This window comes from Bradyrhizobium sp. BR 10289 (genome assembly GCF_019455385.1).
Classification (GTDB): domain Bacteria; phylum Pseudomonadota; class Alphaproteobacteria; order Rhizobiales; family Xanthobacteraceae; genus Bradyrhizobium.
In genome coordinates, this window is record NZ_JACOFR010000033.1 from 24,177 (window position 1) to 48,582 (window position 24,406).

Sequence of the window (24,406 nt, forward strand, 5' to 3'; positions counted from 1 at the left end):
TTCCCCGCTTGCCGCCTGCGCTAAAGCTTCGGCGCGCCCAGATCAAACCTCGGCGAAGCCTTGGCGTAGCCGGGTCGCGGGGAATGACAGCGGAGCCAGTGGGGCCTATTGGCCCCACACTTCCTTCGCGATCTCAACCGCAAGGCTCAGCTTGGCCCACTGCTCTTCCTCGGAAAGGATGTTGCCCTCTTCGGTCGAGGCAAAGCCGCATTGCGGCGACAGCGCGAGCTGCTCGAGCGGAGCGAACTTGGAGGCTTCCTCCAGACGGCGCTTGATGTCGTCCTTCTTCTCGAGCTCGCCGAACTTCGAGGTGATGACGCCGACCACGACGACCTTGTTGCCCTTGGGCAGGAAGCGCAGCGGCTCGAAGCCGCCGGCGCGGTCAGAGTCGTATTCGAGGAAGTAGCCGTCGTAATTGGTGCCGGCCAGCATGGTCTCCGCCACCGGCTCGTAGCCGCCCGACGAGATCCAGGTCGAACGGAAATTGCCGCGGCAGACATGCGTCGTCACCACCATGTCGGCAGGCTTCTCGGCCAGCGCGTAGTTGATGATGCGGGCGTAGATCTGCTGCAGACCTTCGGGATTGTCGCCGCGCTCGCGGGCCTTCTGCAGCTCGTCCGGCGAGCAGAGATAAGCCCACACCGTGTCGTCGAACTGGAGGTAGCGGCAGCCGGCGTCGTAGAACGCCTTGACGGCCTTGCGGTACGTCTTGCCGAGGTCCTCGTAGAACGCGTCGAGATCGGGATAGACGTCCTTGGAGATCGACTTGCGGCCGCCGCGGAAGTGCAGCACCGCTGGCGAGGGGATCGTCATCTTGGCGGTGACGTGGGCCTGGTCGGCGACCTTCTTCAGGAAGCGGAAATGCTCCAGCATCGGGTGATCATCGGGGAAGTCGAGCTTGTCGATCACCCGCACCGCGTCGTGACGGGTCTGCACGCCCGCGAACTGGATGCCGGCGTCGGGGTGGAACAGCTCGCAGCCGGTCAGCTTTGCCAGGAAGTCGAAATGCCACCAGGAGCGGCGGAATTCGCCGTCGGTCGCGAGCTTCAGGCCGATCGAGGCCTGCTTGTGCACGACCTTCTCGATCTCCATGTCCTCGATCTTGCGCAGATCGTCGGCCGAGATCTCGCCCTTCTCGAGACGGCTGCGGGCCTCCTTGATCTTGGCCGGACGCAGGAGGCTGCCGACCTCGTCGGCGCGGAAGGGGGCTTTGGTTCGCTGCATTTTCTGACTCCCTGGAAATTTTAGTGGGCCGCCGCCCCGGCGACGCCGAGGTGGCGCTCCAGGACAGACGGGTCGGCTTTCAGTGCGGCGCTCGGAGCGTCGTGGACGATCGTTCCGCGCTCCAATATCACAACGCGGTCGGCGAGCCCCAGAATCTTTTGCGCGTTCTGCTCGACGATGATGGAGCAGATGCCGCCGGCCCGGGTGATGGTCCCGATCGCCTTCAAGAGCTCCTCGACGATGATGGGGGCGAGGCCCTCGGTCGGCTCATCCAACAACAGGACCTTCGGATTGAGAGTCAGCGCGCGGCCGATCGCGAGCATCTGCTGCTCGCCGCCGGAGAGCTGGTTGCCGAAATTGCTCCGTCGCTCCTTCAGCCGCGGGAACATCTCGTAGACCTTCTCGACCGTCCAGGGACCGGGCTGGGCCACCGCGGTCATGTTCTCCTCCACCGTGAGCGAGCGGAAGATGTTGCGCTCCTGCGGCACCCAGCCGATGCCGGCGCGGGCCCGCTGATCCGGCCGCAAGGCGGTAATGTCAGTGCCGGCGAGCGCGACGGTACCGGAGAATCGCCGGGTGACGCCGACGATGGAGTTGATCAGCGTGGTCTTGCCGGTCCCGTTGCGGCCGAGCAGCGCCAGCACCTGGCCCTCGGCGAGGGACAGGCTCATCTTCGGCAGCACCACGGCCTCGCCATAGCCGGCGCGGAGCTGGTCGATCGCGAGCAGGTCAGACATTGACCGCCTCCTCGCCGAGATAGACCGCCTTGACCTGCGGATCGCGCGCGACTTGCTCGGGCGGCCCTTCGGTCAAGAGCGCGCCAGAGACCAGCACCGAGATGCGGTCGGCAAAGGAGAAGACGAGATCCATGTCGTGCTCGATCAGCAGCACCGTGACGTCGCGCGGCAGCGCGCCCACCACAGCGAGAATGTCATGGCGCTCGCTCTCAGGCACGCCAGCCGCGGGTTCATCCAGCAGCAGCACGCGCGGCTTGGCCGCGATCGCCACCGCGATCTCGAGCAGGCGCTGCTTGCCGTAAGGCAGCGTCACGGTCTGTTCGTTCATGACGTCGAGCAGATGGAAGTGCGTCAGCAGATCAGCGATCTCGCCGTTGACGTCGCTACGCGTGCCCATGCGCCGCCACCAGTCGCCGCCGTGGCCGAGGCGCTCGGACACCGCAAGGCCGATTGTCTCGAGTGGGGTCAGGTCCGGATAGAGCTGGTTGATCTGGAACGTGCGCGACAGGCCGCGCAGCACGCGCTTGTGCACGGGCAGATCGGTGATGTCCTGGCCTTCGAGCAGGATGCGCCCGGAGTTCGGCTTGAGCACGCCGGTGAGCTGGTTGATGACCGTGGTCTTGCCGGCGCCGTTCGGGCCGATCAACGCATGACGGGCGCCCTGCTCGATTCTGAGGGAGAGATCGCGCGTGACGCGCAAGCCGCCGAACTGCTTTTCGAGGTTCCGGGTTTCGAGCACGATGGTCATGCGTCGCTCTCCGGCACGGCGACGACAGCCTTGCGACCCGCGACCTGCTTGACGACCAGGTTCGGCACGTAGAGCACCCAGCGATGCAGGCGCTGGCGGCCGACCAGCACGATCACGACCAGCACGAGGCCGATCCAGAACTGCCAGTATTGCGGGGTGATGGTGGAGAATAACTCCTGGAGCATGCGGAAGATCACCGCGCCGATCAGGCCACCATAGAGATAACCGGTACCCCCGATGACCAGCACGAGCATCAGGTCGGCCGAGCGCTCGAAGGCGAACACGTCGAGCGAGGCGATCGCCGTGGTCTGGGTGAACAGCGCGCCGGCGATGCCGGCATAGAACGCCGCGAGCGTGTAGATCGCGATCAGGCGGCGGTTGACGGGGATGCCGATCGCGGCCGCGCGCAGCGGATTGTTCTTGATCGCGCGCAGCGACAGGCCGAACGGCGAGTGCACGATGCGGCGGGCGAGCAGGAACAGCAGGAACAGCACGGCGAGCGAATAGAAGAACCCGGCCTTGCCGAACATGTCGAACGGGATCTCGCCGAAGATCGGCTGCATCTCGATGCCTTGCAGGCCGTCGGTGCCGCCGGTGATGTTGGAGAAGCGTTCGGCGAGCGCTTCCAAGAGCAACGCGATGCCGAGCGTCACCATCAGCCGGGTGAGGTCGACGCCGCGGATCACCAGGAAGCTGGTGGCAAAGCCCAGCACCATCGCGGCGAGCCCGGCGACGATCAGCGCCAGCACGGGCTCGTTGACGATCCCGTGCAGCGCCAGCAATCCCGCGGCATAGGCGCCGACGCCGAAGAAGGCGGCGTGGCCGAGCGAGACGATGCCGGCATAGCCGAGGATCAGATCGAGCGACATCGCGAACAGCGCCAGCCGCAGAATGTCGGTCATGATCAGGTAGCGCGAAGGAAATGCGAAGCCGCAGGCCAGCACGATGAGCCAGAAGGCAACTTCGCCATAATGCCAGCGCGCCTGGCGCTGAGCGGAATGACCGACGTCGGAAGCAGCGCTCATCGGCAAACTCAACGCGCGGCCGTGCGCCCGAACAGGCCGTTCGGACGCCAGATCAGGATCACGATCATCATGGTGTAGATCACGAAAGGTCCCATCTTCGGCACGTAATATTTGCCGGCGACGTCACCGATGCCGAGCAGGAGCGAGGCCAGGAACGGCCCGGTGATCGAGGACGAGCCGCCGACGGTGACGACGATCAGGAAGTAGATCATGAACTTCAGCGGGAAATACGGATCGAGGCCGAGGATCTCGGCGCTCAGCGCGCCGCCGAGGCCGGCGAGACCGCATCCGAAGGCGAAGGTGAAGGCGAACACCTGCGGCACGTTGATGCCGAGGCCGCTGGCGGCGCGGGGATCATCGACCGCGGCGCGCAGGCGGCTGCCGAAGCGGGTCTTGGCCAGCACCATCTGGAGGCCAATGGTGAGCAGACCGCAGATCACGATGATCATCAGCCGGTAGCGGCCGATGCCGATACCGAACAGGTCGAACTGGCCTTGCAGCGCCGCCGGCAAATTGATGAAGACGCGCGAGGAGCCCTGGATGTAATCCACGGCGGCGACCGACATGAAAGTCAGGCCGATGGTGAACAGCACCTGATCGAGATGACTGCGCGTGTAGAGGTGGCGGTAGAGCGTGCGCTCGAGCAGGATGCCGATCGCCGCCGACGAGACGAAGGCGAGCGGCAGTGCGGCGAAGAACGGCCAGCCCATGCGGTTGACCAGCACCATGCAGACATAGCCGCCGGCCATGGCGAAGGCGCCGTGGGCGAGATTGACGAAGTTCATCAGGCCGAGCGTGACCGCGAGCCCGCACGCGAGCACGAACAGCAGCATGCCGTAGGCAACGCCATCGAACAGGTTGGTGAGGATTGCGGTCATCGGGCGCCAGACGTCATCTCAAGTGTAGCCAGTGCGGTGCTGCGCTCCCTCCCCCCCTTGCGGGGGAAGGCTGGGGAGAGGGTGCCTCCACAACGAAGACTCCCCCAGAGGAGAGAACCCTCACCCGGCGCCTTGCGCCGACCTCTCCCGCAGGCGGGAGAGGTGAGCGGAGCGAATAGCGAGAGCCCCGGGATGACACGCTTTCGCGCGTCACTTCTTCGTCTTGCCGAGATCCTTGACGGCTTCGAAGGTCGCGAACTCGACGTTGTAGAGCTCGCCGTCGACCTTCTCGACCTTGCGGATGTAGATGTTCTGCACGATGTCGCGGGTCTCGGGGTCGATCGAGATCGGCCCGCGCGGGCTCTCCCACTTCTGGCCCTTCATGGCTTCGATCAGCTTGGTGCCGTCGGTGTCGCCACCCGTCTTCTTCAGCGCCTCGTAGATGAGGTGAATGCCGTCATAGCCGCTCACGGCCATGAAGCCCGGCCGGTTGCCGAAGGCCTTCTTGTAGGCTGCGACGAAGTCCTTGTTCATCGCCGAAGGATGCGCCGCCGAATAGAGATGCGCGGTGACGGTGCCGAGCACGGCGTCGCCCATGTTGTTGAGCAGGTCGTCGTCGGTGACGTCGCCGGGTCCGATCACCTTGATGCCGGCCTTGTCGAGGCCACGCTCGGCATATTGCTTCATGAAGTTGCCGCCCTGGCCGGCCGGCACGAACACGAAGATCGCGTCGGGTTTTGCGTCCTTCATGCGCTGCAGGAATGGCGCGAAATCAGGGTTGGCGAGCGGCGTCTTGACCTCTTCGACCACTTCGCCGCCACCCGCGGTGAAATTCTGCTTGAAGAAGTTCAGCGCGTCATTGCCGGGCGCGTAGTCGGAGGTGAGCGTCGCCACCTTCTTGATGCCGTTCTTCACCGCCCAGTCGGCGATGATGGTCGAGGACTGCGCCAGCGTGAAGCTGGTGCGCACGATATAGGGCGAGCGCTCGGTGATGATCGAGGTGCCCGCCGCCATCACGACTTCCGGGATCTTGGCCTGTGTCGCCAGCGGCGCCGCGGCGAGCGCGGCCGGCGTCACGCCGAAGCCGGCGATGAAGTTGACCTTGTCGTTGACGATCAGTTCCTGCGCGGCGGTCTTGGTCTTGTCGGGGATCGCCGCGTCATCCTTGAGGATGATCTCGACCTTCTTGCCGGCGACGGTGTCGCCCTTCTGCTGCATGTAGAGCTTGATCGCGTTCTCGATCTGCTTGCCGGTCGAGGCCTGGCCGCCGGTCATCGGCAGGATCAAGCCGACCTTGACGGTGTCTTCGGCCTTGGCCGGCACTACGGCCGCGAGGACCGCGATGGCGGCCGCTGCTGCGGTACGTGAAAAAATCTTGCGTTCGAACATCAGATGTCCCTCCCCTTCATTCCTGACTTCTTTGTGCGCCGGACCGAGTGCCCGGTCCTTGCCGCGCTTCACTCACGGATGAGCCATGCCGTGCGGCCACATGGCGTCCTCTGCAACCCCGTTGTCAATCGGACGTTGGGCGACCATTCGGCGCAAGCCGCTTTGCTCGCGCTGACGACGGCAGGGAGAGATTTGTACGATTGTACAAATATAATGGTCCTGTCAACGAAAAAGGCGCCTCCCTCGCATCAGCCGGTCATCGGCGATGATGCGACACGCCGACTTTAAGAGGCCGCATGGGGGCGCTGGATGGAGAATTCTGCCTCTCATTTGCAGAATCCGAACGTCCCCGCACGTTTCGCCGCGAACATCCCTGTGGCGCCCCCCGTGAATACGCAATGTATACCGTATCAGCCAGCTCCGCCTCTTCAAGGGGCCTATTTGCTTATTATAATACCTTTTGGTATACAGAAAAATTGGTCTTCGAATAGGCGGATTTTATTCGTTGAGGACTAGAGTCCGCGCTGGGCACCCCATCCGGCGTCCCCTCATCCGCGCCGGTCCGGTGCGATACAGAAGATGCCCATGCGTATCCGATCGCTTTCCATCGCTGCCGTAACCGCCTTGCTCGCTTCCAATCTTGGGGGCTGCGGCACGGTCAATGAGAAGCTGTCGGCGGGCATGGGCGACTATGTCCCGCAATGGGCGGGCGGCCTGCCGGCGGACGCCCCGCCCCGGCCGGGCACGCCGCAATACGACGCCTACATGAAAGAGCGCGAGCGCAAGCGGCTGATGCCGGCGGCCGACCGCGAGAAGGAAGAGCAGGCGCAGAAGGGCACCACGGGCTCGACGTCGGCCGGCGCGGTGCGGTAATGGGCGAATGGCGAATGGGGAGTTGCGAATAGCAAAAGTCCTATTCGCTATTCGCCACTCCCTATTCGCTAATCCACGAACACCACGGTCTTCCGCCCATTGGGAATGACGCGGTCGTCGAGGTGATACCGGATCGCGCGCGCCAGCACGCGGCGCTCGATGTCGCGGCCCTTGCGGACGAGATCCTCCGGCGTGTCGCGATGGCTGATGCGCTCGACATCCTGGTCGATGATCGGGCCCTCGTCGAGATCGCGCGTGACGTAATGCGCGGTCGCGCCGATCAGCTTCACGCCGCGCTCATGGGCCTGGTGATAGGGCTTCGCGCCCTTGAACCCCGGCAGGAACGAGTGGTGGATGTTGATGCAGCGTCCCGCGAGCTTTGCCGAGAGATCATCCGACAGGATCTGCATGTAGCGGGCGAGCACGACGAGATCCGTCCCGGTCCTGGCGACGAGATCGAGGATCTGCGCCTCCTGCTCACGCTTGGTGTCCTTGGTGACAGGCAGATAGTGGAACGGGATCTCGCCGAAATCGAGCCCGGCATAGACCTCGCGCGGATGGTTGGAGACGATTGCGGCCAGCGTCATCGGCAACTCGCCGGTGCGCCAGCGATAGAGGATGTCGACCAGGCAATGGTCGGACTTCGAAACCAGCAGCATCACCTTGCGATGCGCGGCGCGGTCGCGCATCTGCCACTCCATACCGAAGCGCTCGGCGATCGCGGCAAAGCCGGTCTGGAGCGCCGACAGCTCCACGGCGAGATCGGCCGCGGTGAACACCACGCGCATGAAGAACTTCTTGGTCTCGACGTCGTCGAACTGCTGGGCGTCGAGAATGTTCTGTCCGGAGTTGGCCAGGAAGGTCGACACCGCCGAAACGATGCCGGGACGATCCGGACAGGACAGGGTCAGGACATATTGATGATCGGGCATGGCTTCTGAAGAGTTGGCTTTTGATCAAGGTTTGGGCAGCGGCGCGCGGAACAACCCGCGATTTGCGTCCTGCTCTATCACCGACCCCGCCCTTGCGCCAATCCCGAGCGCGGAGTCAGGATGAATGGTCCATTGCGAATTGACCGACCGGAGCAGACCCATGGCCGACCGCCTGAACGGCACCCGCATCCTGATCCTGGAAACGCGCGAGGAGGCGCAGTTTTCCAAGCTGCTGGCCGAGCAAGGCGCCGAGGTCGTGCAATGCCCGATGTTCACCATCGAGGATGCGCCGGACCCCGCCCCGGTCGAGGCCTGGATCCGCCGCGGCATCGACAGGCCCTTTGACGATCTCGTGCTGATGACCGGCGAAGGCCTGCGGCGGATCATGAAGCTCGCACGCGCTCGCGGGCTCGATCAGGCTCTTGTCGCCTCGCTCGCCAAATCGCGCAAATTCACCCGCGGCCCCAAGCCCGGCAAGGCGCTGCGCGAAATTGGCCTCGAGGCGCAGCAGACCACGGAGAAGCCGACCACCGAGGGCGTGATCGAGATGCTCGGAAAGCTCGACCTCACCGGACGCCGCCTCGGCCTCCAGCTCTATCCGGACAAGGACCACAGCGCGTTGACCGGCGCGCTGTCAGCGCAAGGCGCCGAGGTCGATACCGTGCTGCCCTATGTCTACGATTCCAAGGCCGCCGATGCCAACATCGTCGCGGCCATCGACGACATGGCCAAGGGGCGAATCGATTCCATCGCGCTGACCAATCTCGGCCAGGTCCGCCGCTTGATCGAAACCGCCAAGACGCATGGCAGCGAGGCAAAGCTGCGCGCAGGGCTGGAGCGCACGCTGATCGCCTCGGTGGGCCCGGCTGTCTCGGGCGAGCTCGCCGCGCAGGGCCTGCGCACCGACGTCTCGCCCGCGGATGAAGCCTATTTCATGCGGCCGCTGATCTCGGCGATGGCCACGGCACTCGCGGAGCGGAAGCCATCCACGGCGCGCTGAAACAACCCGCCGCCTATCGAAGAGGCGGAGGGGGCGGCGGGAAAGGTGGAGGTGGTGGCGGTGGGCGACGCCAGCGGCGACGACGGGGTGGCGGCGGTGGCGGCGGCCAATAACCGGGCGGCGGTGGAGGTGGCGGCGGTCCGGGCGGAGGCGGCGGAAACGGCTGGGCTTCGACCGGAGCCTCACTCACAATGAGAGCGGCACCAGCTGCCATGAGCGCGAAAATACCGCGACGCGAGATCTGTTCCACCATACCCCCGAACTCCTTTGCGCGCATGGCGCGACGGCTTTGCAGCGGGTTCATTCTAGGCGCGCCATTGTAACGGGACATTTCCGTTCGATTCTGTTTTGTAAACGTGCGCGCATAGGTCGGACCGAGCCAAGAGCAGAGCGCGGGGGCGGCCTTCGGCGACTTCGGTTGACACCGACATCGCCGGCGTTAGTACGGTGGCGGGCAGAAACAAGAAGCAACAAGGGCAAGGGAATCGCCGTGATACGCGTCCTCGCGTTGTGAGCGCAGCCGCTCGGCGCTCCGCGCTCGCGCCATTCCGCATCCGAAACTATCGCTTCCAGTGGCCGTCCGACCTGCTCACCTCCTGGGCGTTCGAGATCGAGACGTTGGTGCTCGGCTGGTACATCCTGGTCGAGACCGGCTCGGTGCTGCTGCTGACCATTCTCGCCTCGCTGCAATATCTGGGAACGCTGATTGCTCCCGTGCTCGGAATGGTCGGCGACCGCATCGGCCATCGCGATCTCCTCGTCGTGCTGCGCCTGACCTATACGATGCTCGCCTCGACCATCATGGTGCTGGCGCTCACCGGCCATCTGGGCCCGCTCAACGTGATGATCATCGTGACGATCATGGGCCTGATCCGCTCCTCCGATCTCGGCCTGCGCAGCGCATTGCTCGCCGACATCATGCCGGCAGACCACCTGGTCGGCGCAATCAGCCTGTCGCGCACGACGCAGGACAGCGCCCGCATCGCCGGGGCGCTGACAGGCGCCGGACTGTTTGCCGTGCTGGGCATCGGCCTCGTCTATGTCGCGGTCGCGAGCCTCTACCTCGTGGCGGCGATTCTCATGTCCTGCCTGACCCGGCCCCAGAGATCCGTGGTCACGACCGATCTGCCGACGAACAGCCATGCCGTTTCAAAATTGTTGGACGAACTGAAGGAGGGGATCGTCTACGCCTGGAACGGCCCGGGCATGGGTGCGGCGCTGTGCGTCGCATTTCTCGCCAATCTCACCGCATTTCCCTTCACCGGTGGATTGCTGCCCTACATCGCGCGCGACATCTTTCACACCGACCAGACGGGTCTTGGTTATCTCTCGGCGAGCTTTGCCGTCGGCTCGCTGATCGGCTCGATCGCGCTCAGTTTGGTCGGTGGCCTGCGCATCGCCCGGCTCATGATCGGCGCGACGCTGGCCTGGTACACTTTGCTGCTGGTGTTCGTCGAAATCAGGACCATGCCGGTGGCGATGGCCTGTCTCGTTCTCTGCGGCATCGCCCAGAGCATGGCGATGATCTCGGCGGCCGTGATCCTGATGCGGACCGCGAGCGCGCATCTGCGCGGCCGCGTGATGGGCGTCCGCATGATGGTGATCTACGGCCTGCCGATCGGACTGCTCGCAGCCGGCAGCCTGATCGACGTCATCGGCTATTCCGCGACGGGCTCGCTCTATGCCGCCGCGGGCTTCATTGCGATGCTGGCGATCGCGATTCGCTGGCGCGCGGATCTCTGGCCGCTGCACGCCCCCGCGAATGCGCGCTAGGGCGCCGAGGCGTCCGGTCAGCTAGACCAACCAATCATGCGTCGGATGGTGTTCAACAGCTCTTGCGTGATCAACAACACCTAGCTCGGCATGTAAGGGGGCGATCAGGTCTGCATCGTGGATCAGCGGCTGTCCATTATGCGAGGCATTGTTGAGCCCATTTTCATTGATATGCGGTCCGTGATTATCAAGATGGTCCGAATGCTTGGCCCCTGCCATATCGTGCTTGAAATGAAAGGAATCTCCGAACTCGGGCGCAGCTGCCGTTGGTGTCGGGGCGGAGGCATCGGTCGCTTGTTTGTTGCCACCGGCATGCTCGCTCGCGTGCAGATTTTCGGACGTGTTTGAATGGGTCTTGTGCAAGTCAGGTTGCGACTTGTCCGAATTGCCATGGCTATCCGCTGCATCATCCGCGACGTGTTTCTTGCCGGCTGCGGGATCGTCCTTTGAAGCGTCTACGTCGCCATGCTCTTTTTTCGGTTTGGATTCGTGTCCAGGCGGCTCGTGCTCGGCATGCGGCTTGCCTTTTGCGGGACCTTCTTCCGAGACATGCAAGTCGCGTTGCGATGGCTTCTGAGTAGGGTCCTGTCCCGGCGGCCCGTGCTCGGCATGCGACTTGCCGTTTGCGACGCCTTCTTCCGAAACATGTAAATCACGCTGCGATTGCCCATGATTGGCTTCGTCTGGTTCGGTCGTCTGTGTTGTGACGTATTCCGCATTCCTCGGCGTGTCCGGTCCACCCGCCTGCTCGAAGCCGCCGTGGCCGATCGGTGGGTCGACGGCACCGGCTCCAACGTGCGGGTTGCCAATGTCCTTAGCGCTATCCTCGTTCGCGGCTGCGCTAGCGGTTTGAAGTTCATCGCCTCTGTCGGCCATGTCGCCTCGCGCAGCCGCGAAGGCGAATGATTCACTGTATATTCCGGGATCTAGCCAGGCCAGGCTGTCGAACCCGTTGAGGTTCGCATCGACGCCACCAGCCATATTGAGGGCGGCATATTCGCTGGCGGCGTTTGCGGCATCCGATGCAAAGACATCGCTTGGTCTGTCGGGAAACGCAAACGCCTGCGCGGGGCTGGCAAGGAGTTCGTAAATCGTCACTCCGACTGTCATCCATATGAACGTGCCGAAGCTGCTCAGACCGGCTCTTGCAGGGGTGGGCGTCGGCAATGTGATCGCGCCGGCGCCAATATCAGCACGAGGTTCAAACAGCTTGCTGGCCCGCGTCGGACTGTCACCTCCAGAATTCTCAACGCGGCCGGCTTTGCCCACGACTTGGGCCGGTTTGCCTGAAGCAGTGGTCGTCTTCTGCGGAGTGATTTTGATGGTCACGATCGCGCCGGTACCGTCTGCGGTCATCACCGTGACCGGATCGGGACACGCATGATCGGCTGCGCCCGCGCTTGCGGGTTGAACGTCCTCGAGCGCGGCCCAAATCAGAGCTGCAAGCGCGCCGACCCCGCCATACAGGCGCGACAGGGTGAACGTCGCGAGGTCTCTGCGGTTCTTGATCTCGAGCCGTGCAGATATGTGATCGACTCTGGCGTTGACGGTGTCTGTGGCGACCTTGAGCTGGCGCGCAATCTCCCTGTTCGACATGCCGCTGGCGACCAGCCGCATGATCTTGCTGTCGATATCCGTCAGCGCTGCCAGCCGATTGTCGCCGAAGGCGCCACGGCTTGCCTTGCTGGCAGCCGCCCGGTCTGCGGCTGGTGCCACCAGCCTCAGGGACTGCATCAAGGTTTCGGGCTCTTCCCGCATCGGAATCCCGGCGCAGGCCCCCGCTGCGATGGCGGCAGCGAGATCGCCGCGCGCAATGGATGCGGTGTAGAAGACCAGCCGCGTGGGAATGGCTTCGGTATTGACGACGGCAAGCATCTCAGACGCCGTCACGTCCGAGAATCCGTCCTCTACAAGCGCTACATCTGGCCTCAAGCTCCGAACTGCCTCGAGGCAGTCGGCTCCATTACTGCAAGACGCAACGATCTCGAAGTCATTCTCCGCCGCAAAGAGCGGCGCAAAACCCTGCAGCACGATCGGACGGCGATCTGCTATCACGAGCCGGATACGAGGCATCTGCTTCCTAGCGTTCCGTCGCCTCCCAAGGACGACCTGGATTCACGGCGCCTTTCAAGAGCAGCCCGGCAACGCACAGCACTCCCCTTGGTTCCGCTAGAGAAGGGCGTGGCCTTAGTGCTGTTCGAGGGCTCTGAGGTCGTCAACGAGAGCGGCTTCGATCTGGCGCAGGTGCTCTGCGGTCGGGCCGGTCGGAAAGTCCTTGGAGAGCTGCCGGCAGCGCGCCAGGCGCTCTTCCAATATTCGTTTTTCCCGGTCCTTGTTCATGGAACGGAGAGCAACCTGATCGCGTGGAGTCAGCCTCGTGTCGACTAACGAACGATCAATCTACGCGTTCCCCGCCCTAATCCCCATATCCGCGCAGCCGATCGACATCGAGGATGGTGACGCCGCCGTATTCGAGCCGCAGCAGCCCCTCCTTCTCCAGCCGGTTCAGCGCGCGGTTTGCGTTCTGGCGGGACATGCCGGAGAGCGCGCCGATCTCCTCCTGGGTGATCTCCAGATGCGCGGTCGATTCCGGATAGAGGATCGGGTTGAACAGGGAGGCGATGCTGCGGGCAAGGCGCGCGGTGGCATCGAGCGTGCGGTTGACCTCGAGCATGCCGATGAACTGGCCGAGCCGCTCGTTGAGCTGGCGCACCAGGAAGCGGTTGAAGCCGACGCTGTTCTCGAACAGCCACATGAAGGCGCTGCGATCCATCAGCGCGAGGCGGCTTGTGCGCAGCGCCACCACGTCATAGCGGCGCGGCTCGTTCTTCAGCACGCTGCCCTCGCCGAACCAGGCCCCGGCCGTGAGCCCGGCAAGGCTGGTCTCCTTGCCGTCGCGCGAGACACCGCCCATCCGGGCAAGCCCGAACACCATGCCGGCCCAATAGTCGAAGGTGTCGCCGCGCATGAACACGATCTCGCCAGTGCCGTAGGACCGTTCCGTAATTCCGCTGCGGGCGACCTCGATCTCCGCTGGCGTGAGCTCGCGCGACCAGGCGGCGATGCGCTTCAGTTGATCCTCTGAAATCATGATCGAGAGGCCAGCCGCACCGTGTCGTCACTCCGCTCTTTCTGCTGCATTGCAGCATAGCCAATTCGACCGCGTCCGACGAAGGATGGACGCCCCTGCGGCCCTCGAAAACTTTGTCGCAGAATTGTCAGGCCGGAGACATTTCTCAATAGCGCTTTCCCCTATTGAGGGCCACCTCGGGCGATGCGGCTTCTGATCCCAAACGGGAACGAGAGCTGTGCGGCTCCGGTCGAGACCATCTGCTGCATGGCCTCATCGGCACGGCCGTACTAGGATCACCCGGCAGGAGCGGATGAAGAGCGCCACTGAATGCGCCATCACCGGGAGGGATTTGTTTGGTGGCTACCAGTCTCGAAGTGTGCGGCGTGTCCTTGCGATTCGGCGGCGTTCGCGCGCTGACCGATGTCAGCTTCGCCATCCGGGAAGGCGAGCTGTTCTCGATCATCGGCCCCAACGGCGCCGGCAAGACCTCGATCGTGAATTGTATTTCCGGCCGCTACAAGCCGACCGAAGGCCAGCTGTTCTACGGGAAGCGCGACATCACCGGCCTGACGCCGAATGCGCGCGCCTCCCTCGGCATCGGCCGCACCTTCCAGAACCTCGCTTTGTTCCACCACATGAGCGTGCTCGACAACATCATGGTCGGGCGCCATCACCTCTTGAAGAACAATTTCCTCACGGGATCGCTGTACTGGCTCACCGGCGCGCGCAAGGAAGAGCTCGCGCACCGGCGCAAAGTCGAGGAGATCATCGACTTCCTCGATCTCCAGTCGGTCCGCAAGGCGACCGCCGGCACCCTCTCCTACGGCCTGCGCAAGCGCGTCGAGCTTGCCCGCGCCATGGCGCTGGAGCCGCGCCTCATCCTCCTCGACGAGCCGATGGCCGGCATGAATTTCGAGGAGAAGGAGGACATGGCCCGCTACATCGTCGATCTCAACGAGGAGTTCGGCATGACGGTGGTGATGATCGAGCACGACATGGGCGTGGTGATGGACATCTCCCACCGCGTCATGGTGCTGGATTTCGGCCGCAAGATCGCCGAGGGCGATCCCGCCGCCGTTCTCGCCGATCCTCACGTCAAGCGCGCTTACCTCGGTGAAGAGGACGAGGTGCTGGTCGATCCCGACGATGCGCCTCCGGCACAGGAGAGCGCGGCATGATGGACTACGCAGGCCGCGCCGCACAGGCCGACACCTATCCAAAAATGCTCCGGCTCAATGCGAACGAGCACGGTGACGAGATCGCGCTGCGCGAGAAGGATCTCGGGCTCTGGCGCGTGTTCACGTGGAACGACTACCAGGCGCGGGTGCGCGACTTCGCGCTCGGCCTCATCGAGCTGGGCCTCGGACGCGGCGACGTGATCGGCATCATCGGCGACAACCGGCCGGACTGGGTCGCCGCAGAAATCGCGACGCACGCGGTCGGCGGCTTGAGCCTCGGGCTCTATCGCGACGTGCTCGACGAGGAAGCCGCCTATCTCCTCACCTATGGCGAGGCGCAACTCGTTTTCGCCGAGGACGAAGAGCAGGTCGACAAGCTGCTGGCGCTCGCCGAGCGCGTGCCGAAGCTCAAGCACATCATCTATTCCGATCCGCGCGGCATGCGGAAATATGACGATCCGCGGCTGATGTCGGCGGAGAAATTCGCCGAGCTCGGCCGCGCCCGCGCCGCGCGCGAGCCGGCGCTCTATGACAAGCTGGTCGATGCGACCAGGGGCGAGGACGTCGCGATCCTCTGCACCACATCAGGCACCACCTCGCATCCGAAGCTCGCCATGCTCGCCGCCGGCCGCGTGCTCGGGCACTGCGCGACCTATCTCGCCTTCGACCCCAAGGGCCCCGACGACGAATATGTCTCGGTGTTGCCGCTGCCCTGGATCATGGAGCAGGTCTATGTGCTCGGCAAAGGCCTGCTCTGCCGGATGAAGATCAACTTCGTCGAAGAGCCCGACACCATGATGAACGATCTGCGCGAGATCGCTCCGACGTTTGTCCTCTTTGCTCCGCGGGTCTGGGAATCGATCGCCGCCGATGTCCGCGCCAAGGTGATGGACGCGACACCGTTCAAACAGCGCCTGTTCGCTGTCGGCATGAAGAGCGGCCTCGCCGCGCTCGAACAGGGCAAGCGTTCCGGTTTTGCCGACGCGATCCTGTTCCGCGCACTGCGCGACCGGCTCGGCTTCACCCGCCTGCGCTCGGCCGCCACCGGCGGCGCCGCACTCGGGCCCGATACCTTCAAGTTCTTCCAGGCCATGGGCGTGCCGCTGCGCACGCTCTACGGCCAGACCGAGCTGCTCGGCGCCTACACCCTGCATCCCGAAGGCAAGGTCGATCCCGACACGACCGGCGTGCCGATGGCCGACAATATCGAGATCCGCATCGACAACGCCGACGTCCACGGCGTCGGCGAGATCGTGGTGCGGCATCCCAACATGTTCCTCGGCTATTACAAGAACCCCGAAGCCAGCGTTGCCGACATCAAGGACGGCTGGATGCTGTCGGGCGATGCCGGCTATTTCAACGCCAACCGCCAGCTCGTCGTCATCGACCGCATCAAGGACCTCGCCGAGACCTCGCGCGGCGAACGCTTCTCGCCGCAATTCATCGAGAACAAGCTGAAGTTCTCGCCCTACATCGCCGAAGCCGTGGTGCTGGGCGCCGGCCGCGACGCGCTCGCGGCGATGATCTGCATCCGCTACTCCATCATCTCGAAATGGGCGGAGAAGAACCGCCTCTCCTTCACCACCTACAGCGATCTCGCCTCAAGGCCCGAGGTCTACAAGCTGCTCCAGAAGGAAGTCGAGACCGTCAACGCCACCCTGCCCCCGGCCCAGCGCATTTCGCGCTTCCTCTTGCTCTACAAGGAGCTCGACGCCGACGACGGCGAGCTCACCCGCACGAGAAAAGTGCGCCGCGGCGTCATTAACGAAAAGTACGAGGGCATCATCAACGCCATCTATCGTGGCGATGCCGCCATCCCCGTCGACACCGTGATCCGCTTCCAGGACGGCACGACGCAGCGCGTCCGAACGACGCTGCGTGTGGTGGACCTCGGCGGGCACGGACACATGGCGGAGGCTGCGGAGTGAGACAGTCTGCCGCGCCGAACGCCGCTGCCCTTCGCCTCTCCCCGCCTGCGGGGAGAGGCCGGAGCGCGTCAGCGATCCGGGTGAGGGGGAGCCTCCGCGAGGGCGGTGACAATCGTTTCGAGAACGCCAGCCAAGTTGCGCGACACGTCGTTGTTCCAGAAGCGCAGTATTCGGTAATTGCGATCGATCAGCCATTTGTCCCGCACAGCATCATGCGAGCTGTCGGCGTGTTGCCCGCCATCGACTTCAATGATCAGCCGAGCTTCGCGGCAAATGAAGTCGACGGTGTAAGGGCCGATCGGCTCCTGACGAACGAATTTGTAGCCGTTCAGCCTACGGGCGCGCAGGCGGTACCAGAGCGTCCCCTCCGCGTCGGTCAATGTGGTTCGCAAGTGCCTGGCGCGCCCAGTCTTGGACTCATCAGCACCTCGCATGCGGAGACTCCCCCTCACCCGCCGCGCGTTCCGCGCGTCGGCCTCTCCCCGCAGGCGGGGAGAGGCGAAGATAACACGGAACCGACATGAACACCGCCTTCCTCATCCAGCTCCTGGTCAACGGCCTCGTGGTCGGCACGCTCTATGGCGTGGTCGCGATGTCGTTTGTGCTGATCTACAAGGCGACGCAGGTCGTCAACTTCGCGCAAGGCGAACTGCTGCTGGTCGGCGCCTGGGTGTGCTGGGCGCTGCTCGCCAAGTATCAGGTACCGTTCTGGATCGGCATGCCGATCACGCTGGTGTTCATGTTCGTCTTCGGCATCGCGATCCAGGTGCTGATCCTGCGGCCGATGATCGGCGAGCCCATCATTTCGGTGATCATGGTCACCATCGGCCTCTCCACCGTACTGCAGGCGACGCTGAAATGGATGTTCGGCGTCAACCCGCAGCCGTTCCCGCGCGTATTCGAGAGCCAGTCGGTCAGCCTGTTCGGGCTCCAGATCCAGACCGTCTATGTCATGAGCCTCGTGGTCTCGGTCGCGATGATGATCGGCATGGCCTGGTTCTTCCGCGCCTCGAAATACGGCCTTGCGATGCGCGCCACCGCGTTCAACCAGCAGGTCGCGCAGTCGCTCGGCATTTCCGTGAAAAGCGTGTTCGCGATGGCCTGGGCGATCTCGGCGACCGTGTCGGCGGTCGCGGGCGTCGTGGTCGCCGTGGTGAACGGGGTGTCATCCGGCCTTGCCGCCTATGGCATCAAAGTGTTTCCGGCGGCGATCCTCGGCGGGCTCGATTCGGTCGGCGGCGCTGTGCTCGGCGGCATCATCATCGGGCTGCTGGAAAACATCGCGCAATATGTCGACAGCCAATACCTGCACTGGGGCAATCTCTACGAGATCGCGCCGTTCTACGTCCTCATCATCGTGCTGATGATCAAGCCTTACGGCCTGTTCGGCACCCACGACATCGAGCGGATCTGATCCATGGCCGGCCCTGCCCTCATCCCTGCTGGTGATTTCCGCACCTCTTACGCGGCGGACACCACGATCTTCCCGACCACGACCAGCCGCAATTTTGCGATCGCCGGCGTATTGGTCCTGTGTCTGGCGCCACAATTCTTCAGCGGCTACTGGCTCAGCATCCTGATCCAGATCGGCATCTTCTCGATCGCCGCGCTCGGGCTGAACATCCTGGTCGGCTTCACCGGCCAGATCTCGATCGGGCACGCCGCCTTCTTCCTGCTCGGCGCCTTCACCTCGGCCTATATCTCCAACAACGCGCCGATCCCGGTATTCTTCGCGATCCCGCTCGCCGGCCTCGTGACCGCGATGGTCGGACTGATCTTCGGCATTCCGGCGGCACGCCTGAAGGGCCTCTATCTCGTCATTGCGACATTGGCCGCGCAATATATCCTGCTCGACTTCTTCTCCCGCGCCGAATGGTTCACCGGCGGCTCGGTGCCGGCGAGCGCCAATCCGTTCTCGATCTTCGGCTTCACGCTGCGCGGCGACAGGCAGTATTTCTACGTCGTGCTGGCCTATGTGCTGGCCAGCTACATCCTCGTCACCAATCTGATGCGCACGCGCGACGGCCGCGCGCTGGTGGCGATCCGCGACCATTATCTCTCCGCCGAAATCATGGGCATCAATCTCACCAAATACCGCACGCTGTCGTTCGGCCTTGCAGCCTTCTTCGCCGGCATCGCCGGCGCGCTCTACGCGCATTACCAGCTCGTGGTGTCGCAGGAAGGTTTCGGCATCGAGCGCTCGATCCTGTTCCTCGCCATGATCATCATCGGCGGCACCGGATCGATCATGGGCACGTTGATGGGCACCGCCTTCGTGGTGCTGCTGCCCGAAGCGATGGAGCTCTTCAGCCATTATTTGAAGGGCGGTGCGATCGACAAGGCGCTCGCGCTCAACAACAACATCACCTTCCTGCGCGAGATCGCGATCGGGGTGATCATCATCGTGTTCCTGATGTTCGAGCCCGACGGGCTCGCGCATCGCTGGCGGCAGATCAAGGCCTACTGGAAACTCTACCCGTTCTCGCACTGAGCGCGGGCAACTTCACTTAAACAATAAACGGAGGAACCGACCCATGAAGATGAAGTCCCTTTTGAGCACCGCATCGCTCGCGCTTGTGATCGCGGCATTCTCCGCGAGCGCGCAGGCGCAGATTGCGATCGGCCATCTCGCCGACTATTCCGGCGGCACCTCCGACGTCGGCACGCCCTATGGCCAGGCCGTCGCCGACACCTTCGCCTGGGTCAACAAGAATGGCGGCATCGGCGGCAAGCAGGTCAGCGTCGACACCAACGACTATAGTTACCAGGTGCCGAAGGCGATCGCGCTGTACAAGAAGTGGTCGGCACCGGACAGCAAGGTCGCGGCGATCATGGGCTGGGGCACGGCGGACACCGAAGCGCTGACCGGCTTCCTCGCCCAGGACAAGATTCCCGACCTCTCCGGCTCCTACGCCGCCGCCCTCACCGATCCCGAAGGCGTCAGCGGCAAGGCCAAGCCGGCGCCTTACAATTTCTTCTATGGCCCGAGCTATTCGGACGCGCTGCGCGCGATGCTGATGTGGGCGGCCGAGGACTGGAAGGCCAAGGGCAAGTCCGGCAAGCCGAAATTCGTGCACATGGGCGCCAACCATCCCTATCCGAACGCGCCGAAGGCCGCCGGCGAAGCCATGGCGCAGGAGCTCGGCTTCGAAGTGCTGCCGCCGCTGGTGTTCGCGCTGGCGCCGGGCGACTACAGCGCGCAGTGCCTGAGCCTCAAGTCCTCCGGCGCCAATTACGCCTATCTCGGCAACACCGCGGCCTCCAACATCTCGGTGATGAAGGCCTGCAAGACCGCCGGCGCCGAGGTGCAGTTCCTCGGCAATGTCTGGGGCATGGACGAGAACGCCGCCAAGACCGCTGGCGATGCGGCCGACGGCGTGATCTTCCCGTTGCGCACCGCGGTGAGCTGGGGCGGCGATGCGCCCGGCATGAAGACGGTGATGGAAATCTCCAAGATCTCCGACCCCACCGGCAAGGTCTACCGCCCCGTGCACTACATCGCAGCCGTCTGCTCGGCGCTCTACATGAAGGAGGCGCTCGACTGGGCCGTCAAGAACGGCGGCGCCACCGGCGACAACGTCGTGAAGGGCTTTTACCAGAAGAAGGATTGGGTGCCCGCCGGCATGGAAGGCGTCTGCTATCCCTCGACCTGGACCGACAAGGACCATCGCGGCACGCTGAAGGTCGATCTCTATCGCACCAGGATCTCGGGCGCGACCGACGGCGACCTCAACGACCTCATGGCCAAGGGCACCATCAAGCTCGAAAAGGTCAAGACCGTCGAGCTGCCGCGCAAGCCGGAACTGTTGGGCTGGTGAGCCTCTTCATTGCCTCGAACACAACTGTCATTCCCCGCGAAGGCGGGGGATCCAGTACGCCGCGGCTTCTCGATGAATCTCCGGCGCCTCTGGAATACTGGGTCACCCGCCTTCGCGGGTGACGACATCGAGAAAGTGACTAGCCATGAGTGAAGCGGCCCAAATCGACCGGCCCACACCCACCGCCGTCCCCGCGCCGCCCCTCCTCGCAGTGCGCAGCATCGAGGTCGTCTATGACGACGTCATCCTGGTGCTGCGGGGCCTCAGCCTCGACGTGCCCAAGGGCGCGATCGTCGCGCTGCTGGGCGCGAACGGCGCCGGCAAGTCGACGACGCTGAAGGCGATCTCGGGGCTGCTCAAGACCGAGGACGGTGAGGTCACGCGCGGCGAAATTCTGTTCGAAGGCGAGAAAGTCAACGGCATCGATCCTGACAAGATCGTCCGCCGCGGCATCTTCCAGGTGATGGAGGGCCGGCGCATCGTCGCCGACATGACCTCGCTCGAGAACCTCAAGCTCGGCGCTTTCACGCGCAGGGACCGCGAGGTCGATGCCGACCTCGACATGGTCTTTAATTACTTCCCGCGCCTGAAGGAGCGCACTGGACTGGCCGGCTATCTCTCCGGCGGCGAGCAGCAGATGCTCGCGATCGGCCGCGCGCTGATGGCGCGCCCCAAGATGATCTTGATGGACGAGCCGTCGATGGGCCTGTCGCCCCTCCTGGTGAAAGAGGTGTTCTCCATCATCCAGAAGATCAACCGCGATCTCGGCGTCACCATCCTGCTGGTCGAGCAGAACGCGCGCGCCGCGCTGTCGGTCGCGAGCCACGGCTACATCATGGAGCAGGGCAAGGTCGTGCTCGACGGCACCGCGGACGAACTGCGCGACAACGAGGACGTCAAGGAATTCTACCTCGGCGGCGCCGGCGACCAGCGCAAGAGTTTCAAGAACCTCAAGAGCTTCAAGCGGCGCAAACGGTGGCTGTGAAACTCAGCTCAGCACCTGCTCCGCTTCCGTGACTGCACAGAGAACATGATAGAACGACGACGCAGGAATGGTGTCGACCAGCGATTTGCCGTCGCGATCGAACTGGTCGTACCAGCCGCCCTTGACGGGATGGCTGAGGTAATGCCGTTCGAGCCGCACCAGCGCGGCGCGCGCCTGGTCCGCCGCCCCCGCCTCGCCGGATTCGGCCTGGGCAATCCACGCCTTCGCCATCTCGGTCTGCGGCCACAGCCGGCGCGTCGCGCGTCGGATGTTGCCGGCCGCATCGCCCTCGTCGGTGAGGCAGCCGGTCGCCGCGTCGCGATAGCGCAGCGCGGTCGCCAGCAGCTCGGCGCGGCGCTGGCCGGTCGGGCAGCCCGTGATCCGTTCAAATCCCTTCAGCAACCAAACCCATTCGGCCTGGTGACCGGCCTCGACGCTGACCGGCTCGATCTTCGACCAGTCCTCCTCGAAGTACTCCGTCAGGATGTGCTTCTGCTTGTCGTAGAGATTGGCGAGGAACAGCGCGAAGAACTCGCCGGCGCGGTTCTGGAACGACACATCGTGGGTCGCATCGAAGCATGCGATCATCGCCTCGAACAGATGCATGTGCGGGTTCTGCCGGCGCGGCAGCGACACCGGCAGGCTCTCGTGCACGCCACCATGCGGCGAGCGCAGATGGCCGTCGAGGAAGGCGAGCAGCGCGTCGATCTCGGCACGAATTTGCGCGTCCTGGTCGAGCGAATACACGGTCGCGAGCGCAAACAGGATGAAGGCGTGGTCGTAGGCATCGCGCCGTGCATCCAGCACCGCGCCCTCCGGCGTCAGCCGGTGCACATAGCCCGGCCTGCCGTCCGGCGACTTCGCCTTGGCCAGGAAATGCTCCAGCCCCCTAAGCGCGATGGCGCGCCCCTCAGGATACCAGCCCATCTGCGCCGCCTTGGCGTAGCACCAGATCTGGCGGGCCTGCACGAACACCCGCCGCGGCGCGGCTGCATCAGCCGTCCCGTCACGATGCAGCCGGTCGATGAAGCCGCCCGAATCGTGGTCCCAGCCGACCGTCGACCACAGCGGCAGCGCCTCCTCGATCATGCGGCGCTTCAGGCGCGCGACGACGTCCGCCGCAGTCATTCCATCGTCCGCCATCGCGTCCTCTTCAAGCCGTGCCCATGGACGTCTGATACCCATGCGGGCGGCGGCGTGCAACGGATGCCAACCCGGAAAGACCAGCCATGACCGCCCATTACGACGCCCTCGAGACGCGCGGGGCAGACGCGCGTGAGGCCGATCTGTTCGCTCGCCTGCCGGAGGTGCTGCGCAGTGCGATGGCAGCCCCGGCCTATGCCGAGCGGCTGAAGGGCCTCGATCCCGCCTCGGTGACCTCCAGGGCGGCGCTGGCGCGCCTGCCGGTGCTGCGCAAGTCGGAGCTGCCGGCCCTGCACAAGGCCGCAGCGCCCTTCGGCGGCTTCGTGGCGGCGGCGCCCGGCTCGTTCGCCCGCCTGTTCACCTCCCCGGGGCCGATCTTCGAGCCGGAGGGGCGGCAGGCCGATCCCTGGCGCGGCGCGCGGGCGCTGTTCGCCGCCGGGTTCCGCCCCGACGACATCGTGCTCAACACCTTCAGCTACCATCTCACCCCCGGCGGCTTCATCTTCGATGCCTCGGCGCGCACGCTCGGCTGCGCGGTGATCCCGGCGGGGCCCGGCAATGCCGAGCAGCAGTTCGAGCTGATCGAGGCCTATCGTCCGGTCGGCTATAGCGGCACGCCGGACTTTCTGAAGATCCTGCTCGACGCCGCCGCGACCGCGGGCCGCGACGTCTCCTCGATCAAGCGCGCGCTGGTCTCGGGCGCCGCCTTCCCGCCCTCGCTCCAGGCCGAGATCAAGGCCCGCGGCATCGACGCCTACCAGGCCTTCGGCACCGCCGATCTCGGCCTCATCGCGTTCGAGACCGAAGCGCGCGAGGGCATGGTCGTGAACGAGGATCTGATCATGGAGATCGTCAAGCCGGGCACCGGCGATCCCGTGAAGCCCGGCGACGTCGGCGAGATCGTCGTCACCTCGCTCGACCCGCATCATCCCTGGATTCGCCTCGCGCTCGGCGACCTCACCGCTGCGCTGCCGGGCCCGAGCCCATGCGGCCGCACCAACATGCGCATCAAGGGCTGGATGGGCCGCGCCGACCAGACCACCAAGGTCAAGGGCATGTTCGTCCGCCCCGAGCAGATCGCCGAGATCGCCAAGCGACATCCCGGGCTCGGCCGCTTGCGCCTCGTCGTCACCCGCCAGGGCGAGACCGACGCGATGACGCTGCGCGCGGAAACTGCGGCCGCAAGCGAAGCGCTGCGCGAGGAGATTGCAGCCAGTCTGCGCGTGGTGACGAAACTCGGCGGGGCCGTCGACCTGGTCGATCCAGGTACGCTGCCGAACGATGGCAAGGTGATTGCCGACGAGCGGTAAGGCGCCCCCGGAGGCCGCATCGTCGAATAACAAGGATAACGGCCGGTACACGCGGATGCACTCGCCTGCTCGCTGCGCTGGGCGAACTTCGCGGTGCCCGGCCCTTGAACCAACTGCCGGTCGCTTCAGGTATGCAGCGATAGTTTTTCCTCCCGTCTTCAGTTCAAAAATTCAAGGCGTTGCAAATCACTGCGCCCCGGACGCGCATGATCCCAACCCGCAAGATTCATTCCCTGCTATCAGGGATAAGTACAGCGAATTCATTGTAATCTGCTGGAACATATTTGAGGTGGAGGCCTGCAACTGCCCGCGAAAACCTGCGCTCTTGAAACTTTGAAGAAAGACGACCAGGGAATTGATCCAAACATATCAGGGAAGAATCAGAGACAATT

Annotated in this window: 22 protein-coding genes; 11 read left to right on the forward strand and 11 right to left on the reverse strand. The window is 64.3% G+C overall.

Going from position 1 to position 24,406, the window contains the following annotated elements; genetic code table 11:
* Nucleotides 1–105 precede the first annotated feature (105 nt).
* From HYH08_RS33925 to HYH08_RS33950, 6 genes are all read right to left on the reverse strand, one after another.
* Nucleotides 106–1,224 (reverse strand): cobalamin-independent methionine synthase II family protein, encoded by a 1,119-nt coding sequence (locus tag HYH08_RS33925; RefSeq protein ID WP_220014170.1) that lies wholly within the window; start codon nucleotides 1,222–1,224, stop codon nucleotides 106–108.
* Between the two features lie 20 nt (nucleotides 1,225–1,244).
* Entirely contained in the window at nucleotides 1,245–1,961 is a 717-nt protein-coding gene (locus tag HYH08_RS33930) for an ABC transporter ATP-binding protein (RefSeq protein WP_220014171.1), read from the reverse strand.
* Complete coding sequence (locus HYH08_RS33935) at nucleotides 1,954–2,709, reverse strand: ABC transporter ATP-binding protein (protein ID WP_220014172.1); 756 nt, start codon at nucleotides 2,707–2,709, stop codon at nucleotides 1,954–1,956. Before HYH08_RS33935 ends, HYH08_RS33930 begins: the two co-directional genes overlap by 8 nt.
* Entirely contained in the window at nucleotides 2,706–3,734 is a 1,029-nt protein-coding gene (locus HYH08_RS33940) for a branched-chain amino acid ABC transporter permease (protein WP_220014173.1), read from the reverse strand. Before HYH08_RS33940 ends, HYH08_RS33935 begins: the two co-directional genes overlap by 4 nt.
* Before the next feature lie 8 nt (nucleotides 3,735–3,742).
* Entirely contained in the window at nucleotides 3,743–4,612 is an 870-nt protein-coding gene (locus HYH08_RS33945; protein ID WP_220014174.1) for a branched-chain amino acid ABC transporter permease, read from the reverse strand.
* A 210-nt stretch (nucleotides 4,613–4,822) separates the two neighbouring features.
* Entirely contained in the window at nucleotides 4,823–6,001 is a 1,179-nt protein-coding gene (locus tag HYH08_RS33950) for an ABC transporter substrate-binding protein (protein WP_220014175.1), read from the reverse strand.
* A gap of 579 nt (nucleotides 6,002–6,580) precedes the next feature.
* Here HYH08_RS33950 and HYH08_RS33955 point away from each other — a divergent pair.
* Nucleotides 6,581–6,874, forward strand: a complete 294-nt coding sequence (locus HYH08_RS33955) for a hypothetical protein (protein WP_220014176.1) — start codon at nucleotides 6,581–6,583, stop codon at nucleotides 6,872–6,874.
* Between the two features lie 68 nt (nucleotides 6,875–6,942).
* Here HYH08_RS33955 and purU read toward each other — a convergent pair whose 3' ends face one another.
* Nucleotides 6,943–7,806, reverse strand: coding sequence for a formyltetrahydrofolate deformylase (gene purU, locus HYH08_RS33960; protein WP_220014177.1), 864 nt, complete (start codon nucleotides 7,804–7,806; stop codon nucleotides 6,943–6,945).
* 160 nt (nucleotides 7,807–7,966) lie between these two features.
* On the opposite strand from purU, the gene HYH08_RS33965 reads away from it, so the two are divergent.
* Together HYH08_RS33965 and HYH08_RS33970 are read left to right on the forward strand one after the other, a co-directional pair.
* A complete protein-coding gene (locus HYH08_RS33965; protein ID WP_220014178.1) occupies nucleotides 7,967–8,806 on the forward strand; it encodes a uroporphyrinogen-III synthase in 840 nt (279 codons plus the stop codon).
* Nucleotides 8,807–9,316: 510 nt separating this feature from the next.
* Complete coding sequence (locus HYH08_RS33970) at nucleotides 9,317–10,579, forward strand: MFS transporter (protein WP_220014179.1); 1,263 nt, start codon at nucleotides 9,317–9,319, stop codon at nucleotides 10,577–10,579.
* A gap of 21 nt (nucleotides 10,580–10,600) precedes the next feature.
* Here the strand turns inward: HYH08_RS33970 and HYH08_RS33975 are convergent, their stop codons facing one another.
* Nucleotides 10,601–12,652, reverse strand: coding sequence for a LuxR C-terminal-related transcriptional regulator (locus HYH08_RS33975; protein ID WP_220014180.1), 2,052 nt, complete (start codon nucleotides 12,650–12,652; stop codon nucleotides 10,601–10,603).
* Between the two features lie 108 nt (nucleotides 12,653–12,760).
* On the opposite strand from HYH08_RS33975, the gene HYH08_RS33980 reads away from it, so the two are divergent.
* A complete protein-coding gene (locus HYH08_RS33980) occupies nucleotides 12,761–12,967 on the forward strand; it encodes a hypothetical protein (RefSeq protein ID WP_220014181.1) in 207 nt (68 codons plus the stop codon).
* Nucleotides 12,968–12,995: 28 nt separating this feature from the next.
* On the opposite strand, the gene HYH08_RS33985 is transcribed toward HYH08_RS33980, so the two are convergent.
* A complete protein-coding gene (locus tag HYH08_RS33985; protein ID WP_220014182.1) occupies nucleotides 12,996–13,670 on the reverse strand; it encodes a Crp/Fnr family transcriptional regulator in 675 nt (224 codons plus the stop codon).
* Nucleotides 13,671–14,008: 338 nt separating this feature from the next.
* Between HYH08_RS33985 and HYH08_RS33990 the strand changes: the two genes are divergently transcribed.
* Together HYH08_RS33990 and HYH08_RS33995 are read left to right on the forward strand one after the other, a co-directional pair.
* On the forward strand, nucleotides 14,009–14,830 hold the full coding sequence (locus HYH08_RS33990) for an ABC transporter ATP-binding protein (protein ID WP_220014183.1): 822 nt from the start codon (nucleotides 14,009–14,011) through the stop codon (nucleotides 14,828–14,830).
* Nucleotides 14,827–16,758 carry a long-chain fatty acid--CoA ligase gene (locus HYH08_RS33995; RefSeq protein ID WP_220014184.1) on the forward strand — a complete coding sequence of 644 codons (1,932 nt, stop codon included), beginning with the start codon at nucleotides 14,827–14,829 and terminating at the stop codon, nucleotides 16,756–16,758. Before HYH08_RS33990 ends, HYH08_RS33995 begins: the two co-directional genes overlap by 4 nt.
* A 68-nt stretch (nucleotides 16,759–16,826) precedes the next feature.
* Here the strand turns inward: HYH08_RS33995 and HYH08_RS34000 are convergent, their stop codons facing one another.
* Nucleotides 16,827–17,138 carry an endonuclease domain-containing protein gene (locus tag HYH08_RS34000; RefSeq protein WP_349631489.1) on the reverse strand — a complete coding sequence of 104 codons (312 nt, stop codon included), beginning with the start codon at nucleotides 17,136–17,138 and terminating at the stop codon, nucleotides 16,827–16,829.
* Nucleotides 17,139–17,278: 140 nt separating this feature from the next.
* Between HYH08_RS34000 and HYH08_RS34005 the strand changes: the two genes are divergently transcribed.
* The 4 genes from HYH08_RS34005 (at nucleotide 17,279) to HYH08_RS34020 (ending at nucleotide 21,561) form a co-directional block, all read left to right on the forward strand.
* A complete protein-coding gene (locus HYH08_RS34005) occupies nucleotides 17,279–18,172 on the forward strand; it encodes a branched-chain amino acid ABC transporter permease (protein ID WP_220014186.1) in 894 nt (297 codons plus the stop codon).
* A gap of 3 nt (nucleotides 18,173–18,175) precedes the next feature.
* Complete coding sequence (locus HYH08_RS34010) at nucleotides 18,176–19,249, forward strand: branched-chain amino acid ABC transporter permease (protein WP_220014187.1); 1,074 nt, start codon at nucleotides 18,176–18,178, stop codon at nucleotides 19,247–19,249.
* 43 nt (nucleotides 19,250–19,292) lie between these two features.
* Nucleotides 19,293–20,576, forward strand: coding sequence for an ABC transporter substrate-binding protein (locus HYH08_RS34015; RefSeq protein ID WP_220014188.1), 1,284 nt, complete (start codon nucleotides 19,293–19,295; stop codon nucleotides 20,574–20,576).
* A gap of 145 nt (nucleotides 20,577–20,721) precedes the next feature.
* Nucleotides 20,722–21,561: an ABC transporter ATP-binding protein gene (locus HYH08_RS34020; protein WP_220014189.1), complete on the forward strand. Its 840-nt coding sequence runs from the start codon at nucleotides 20,722–20,724 to the stop codon at nucleotides 21,559–21,561.
* A gap of 3 nt (nucleotides 21,562–21,564) precedes the next feature.
* Here the strand turns inward: HYH08_RS34020 and HYH08_RS34025 are convergent, their stop codons facing one another.
* Nucleotides 21,565–22,704 (reverse strand): AGE family epimerase/isomerase, encoded by a 1,140-nt coding sequence (locus HYH08_RS34025; protein WP_220014190.1) that lies wholly within the window; start codon nucleotides 22,702–22,704, stop codon nucleotides 21,565–21,567.
* Between the two features lie 86 nt (nucleotides 22,705–22,790).
* Between HYH08_RS34025 and HYH08_RS34030 the strand changes: the two genes are divergently transcribed.
* Nucleotides 22,791–24,014, forward strand: a complete 1,224-nt coding sequence (locus HYH08_RS34030) for a phenylacetate--CoA ligase family protein (protein ID WP_220014191.1) — start codon at nucleotides 22,791–22,793, stop codon at nucleotides 24,012–24,014.
* The last annotated feature ends 392 nt before the right edge of the window (nucleotides 24,015–24,406 follow it).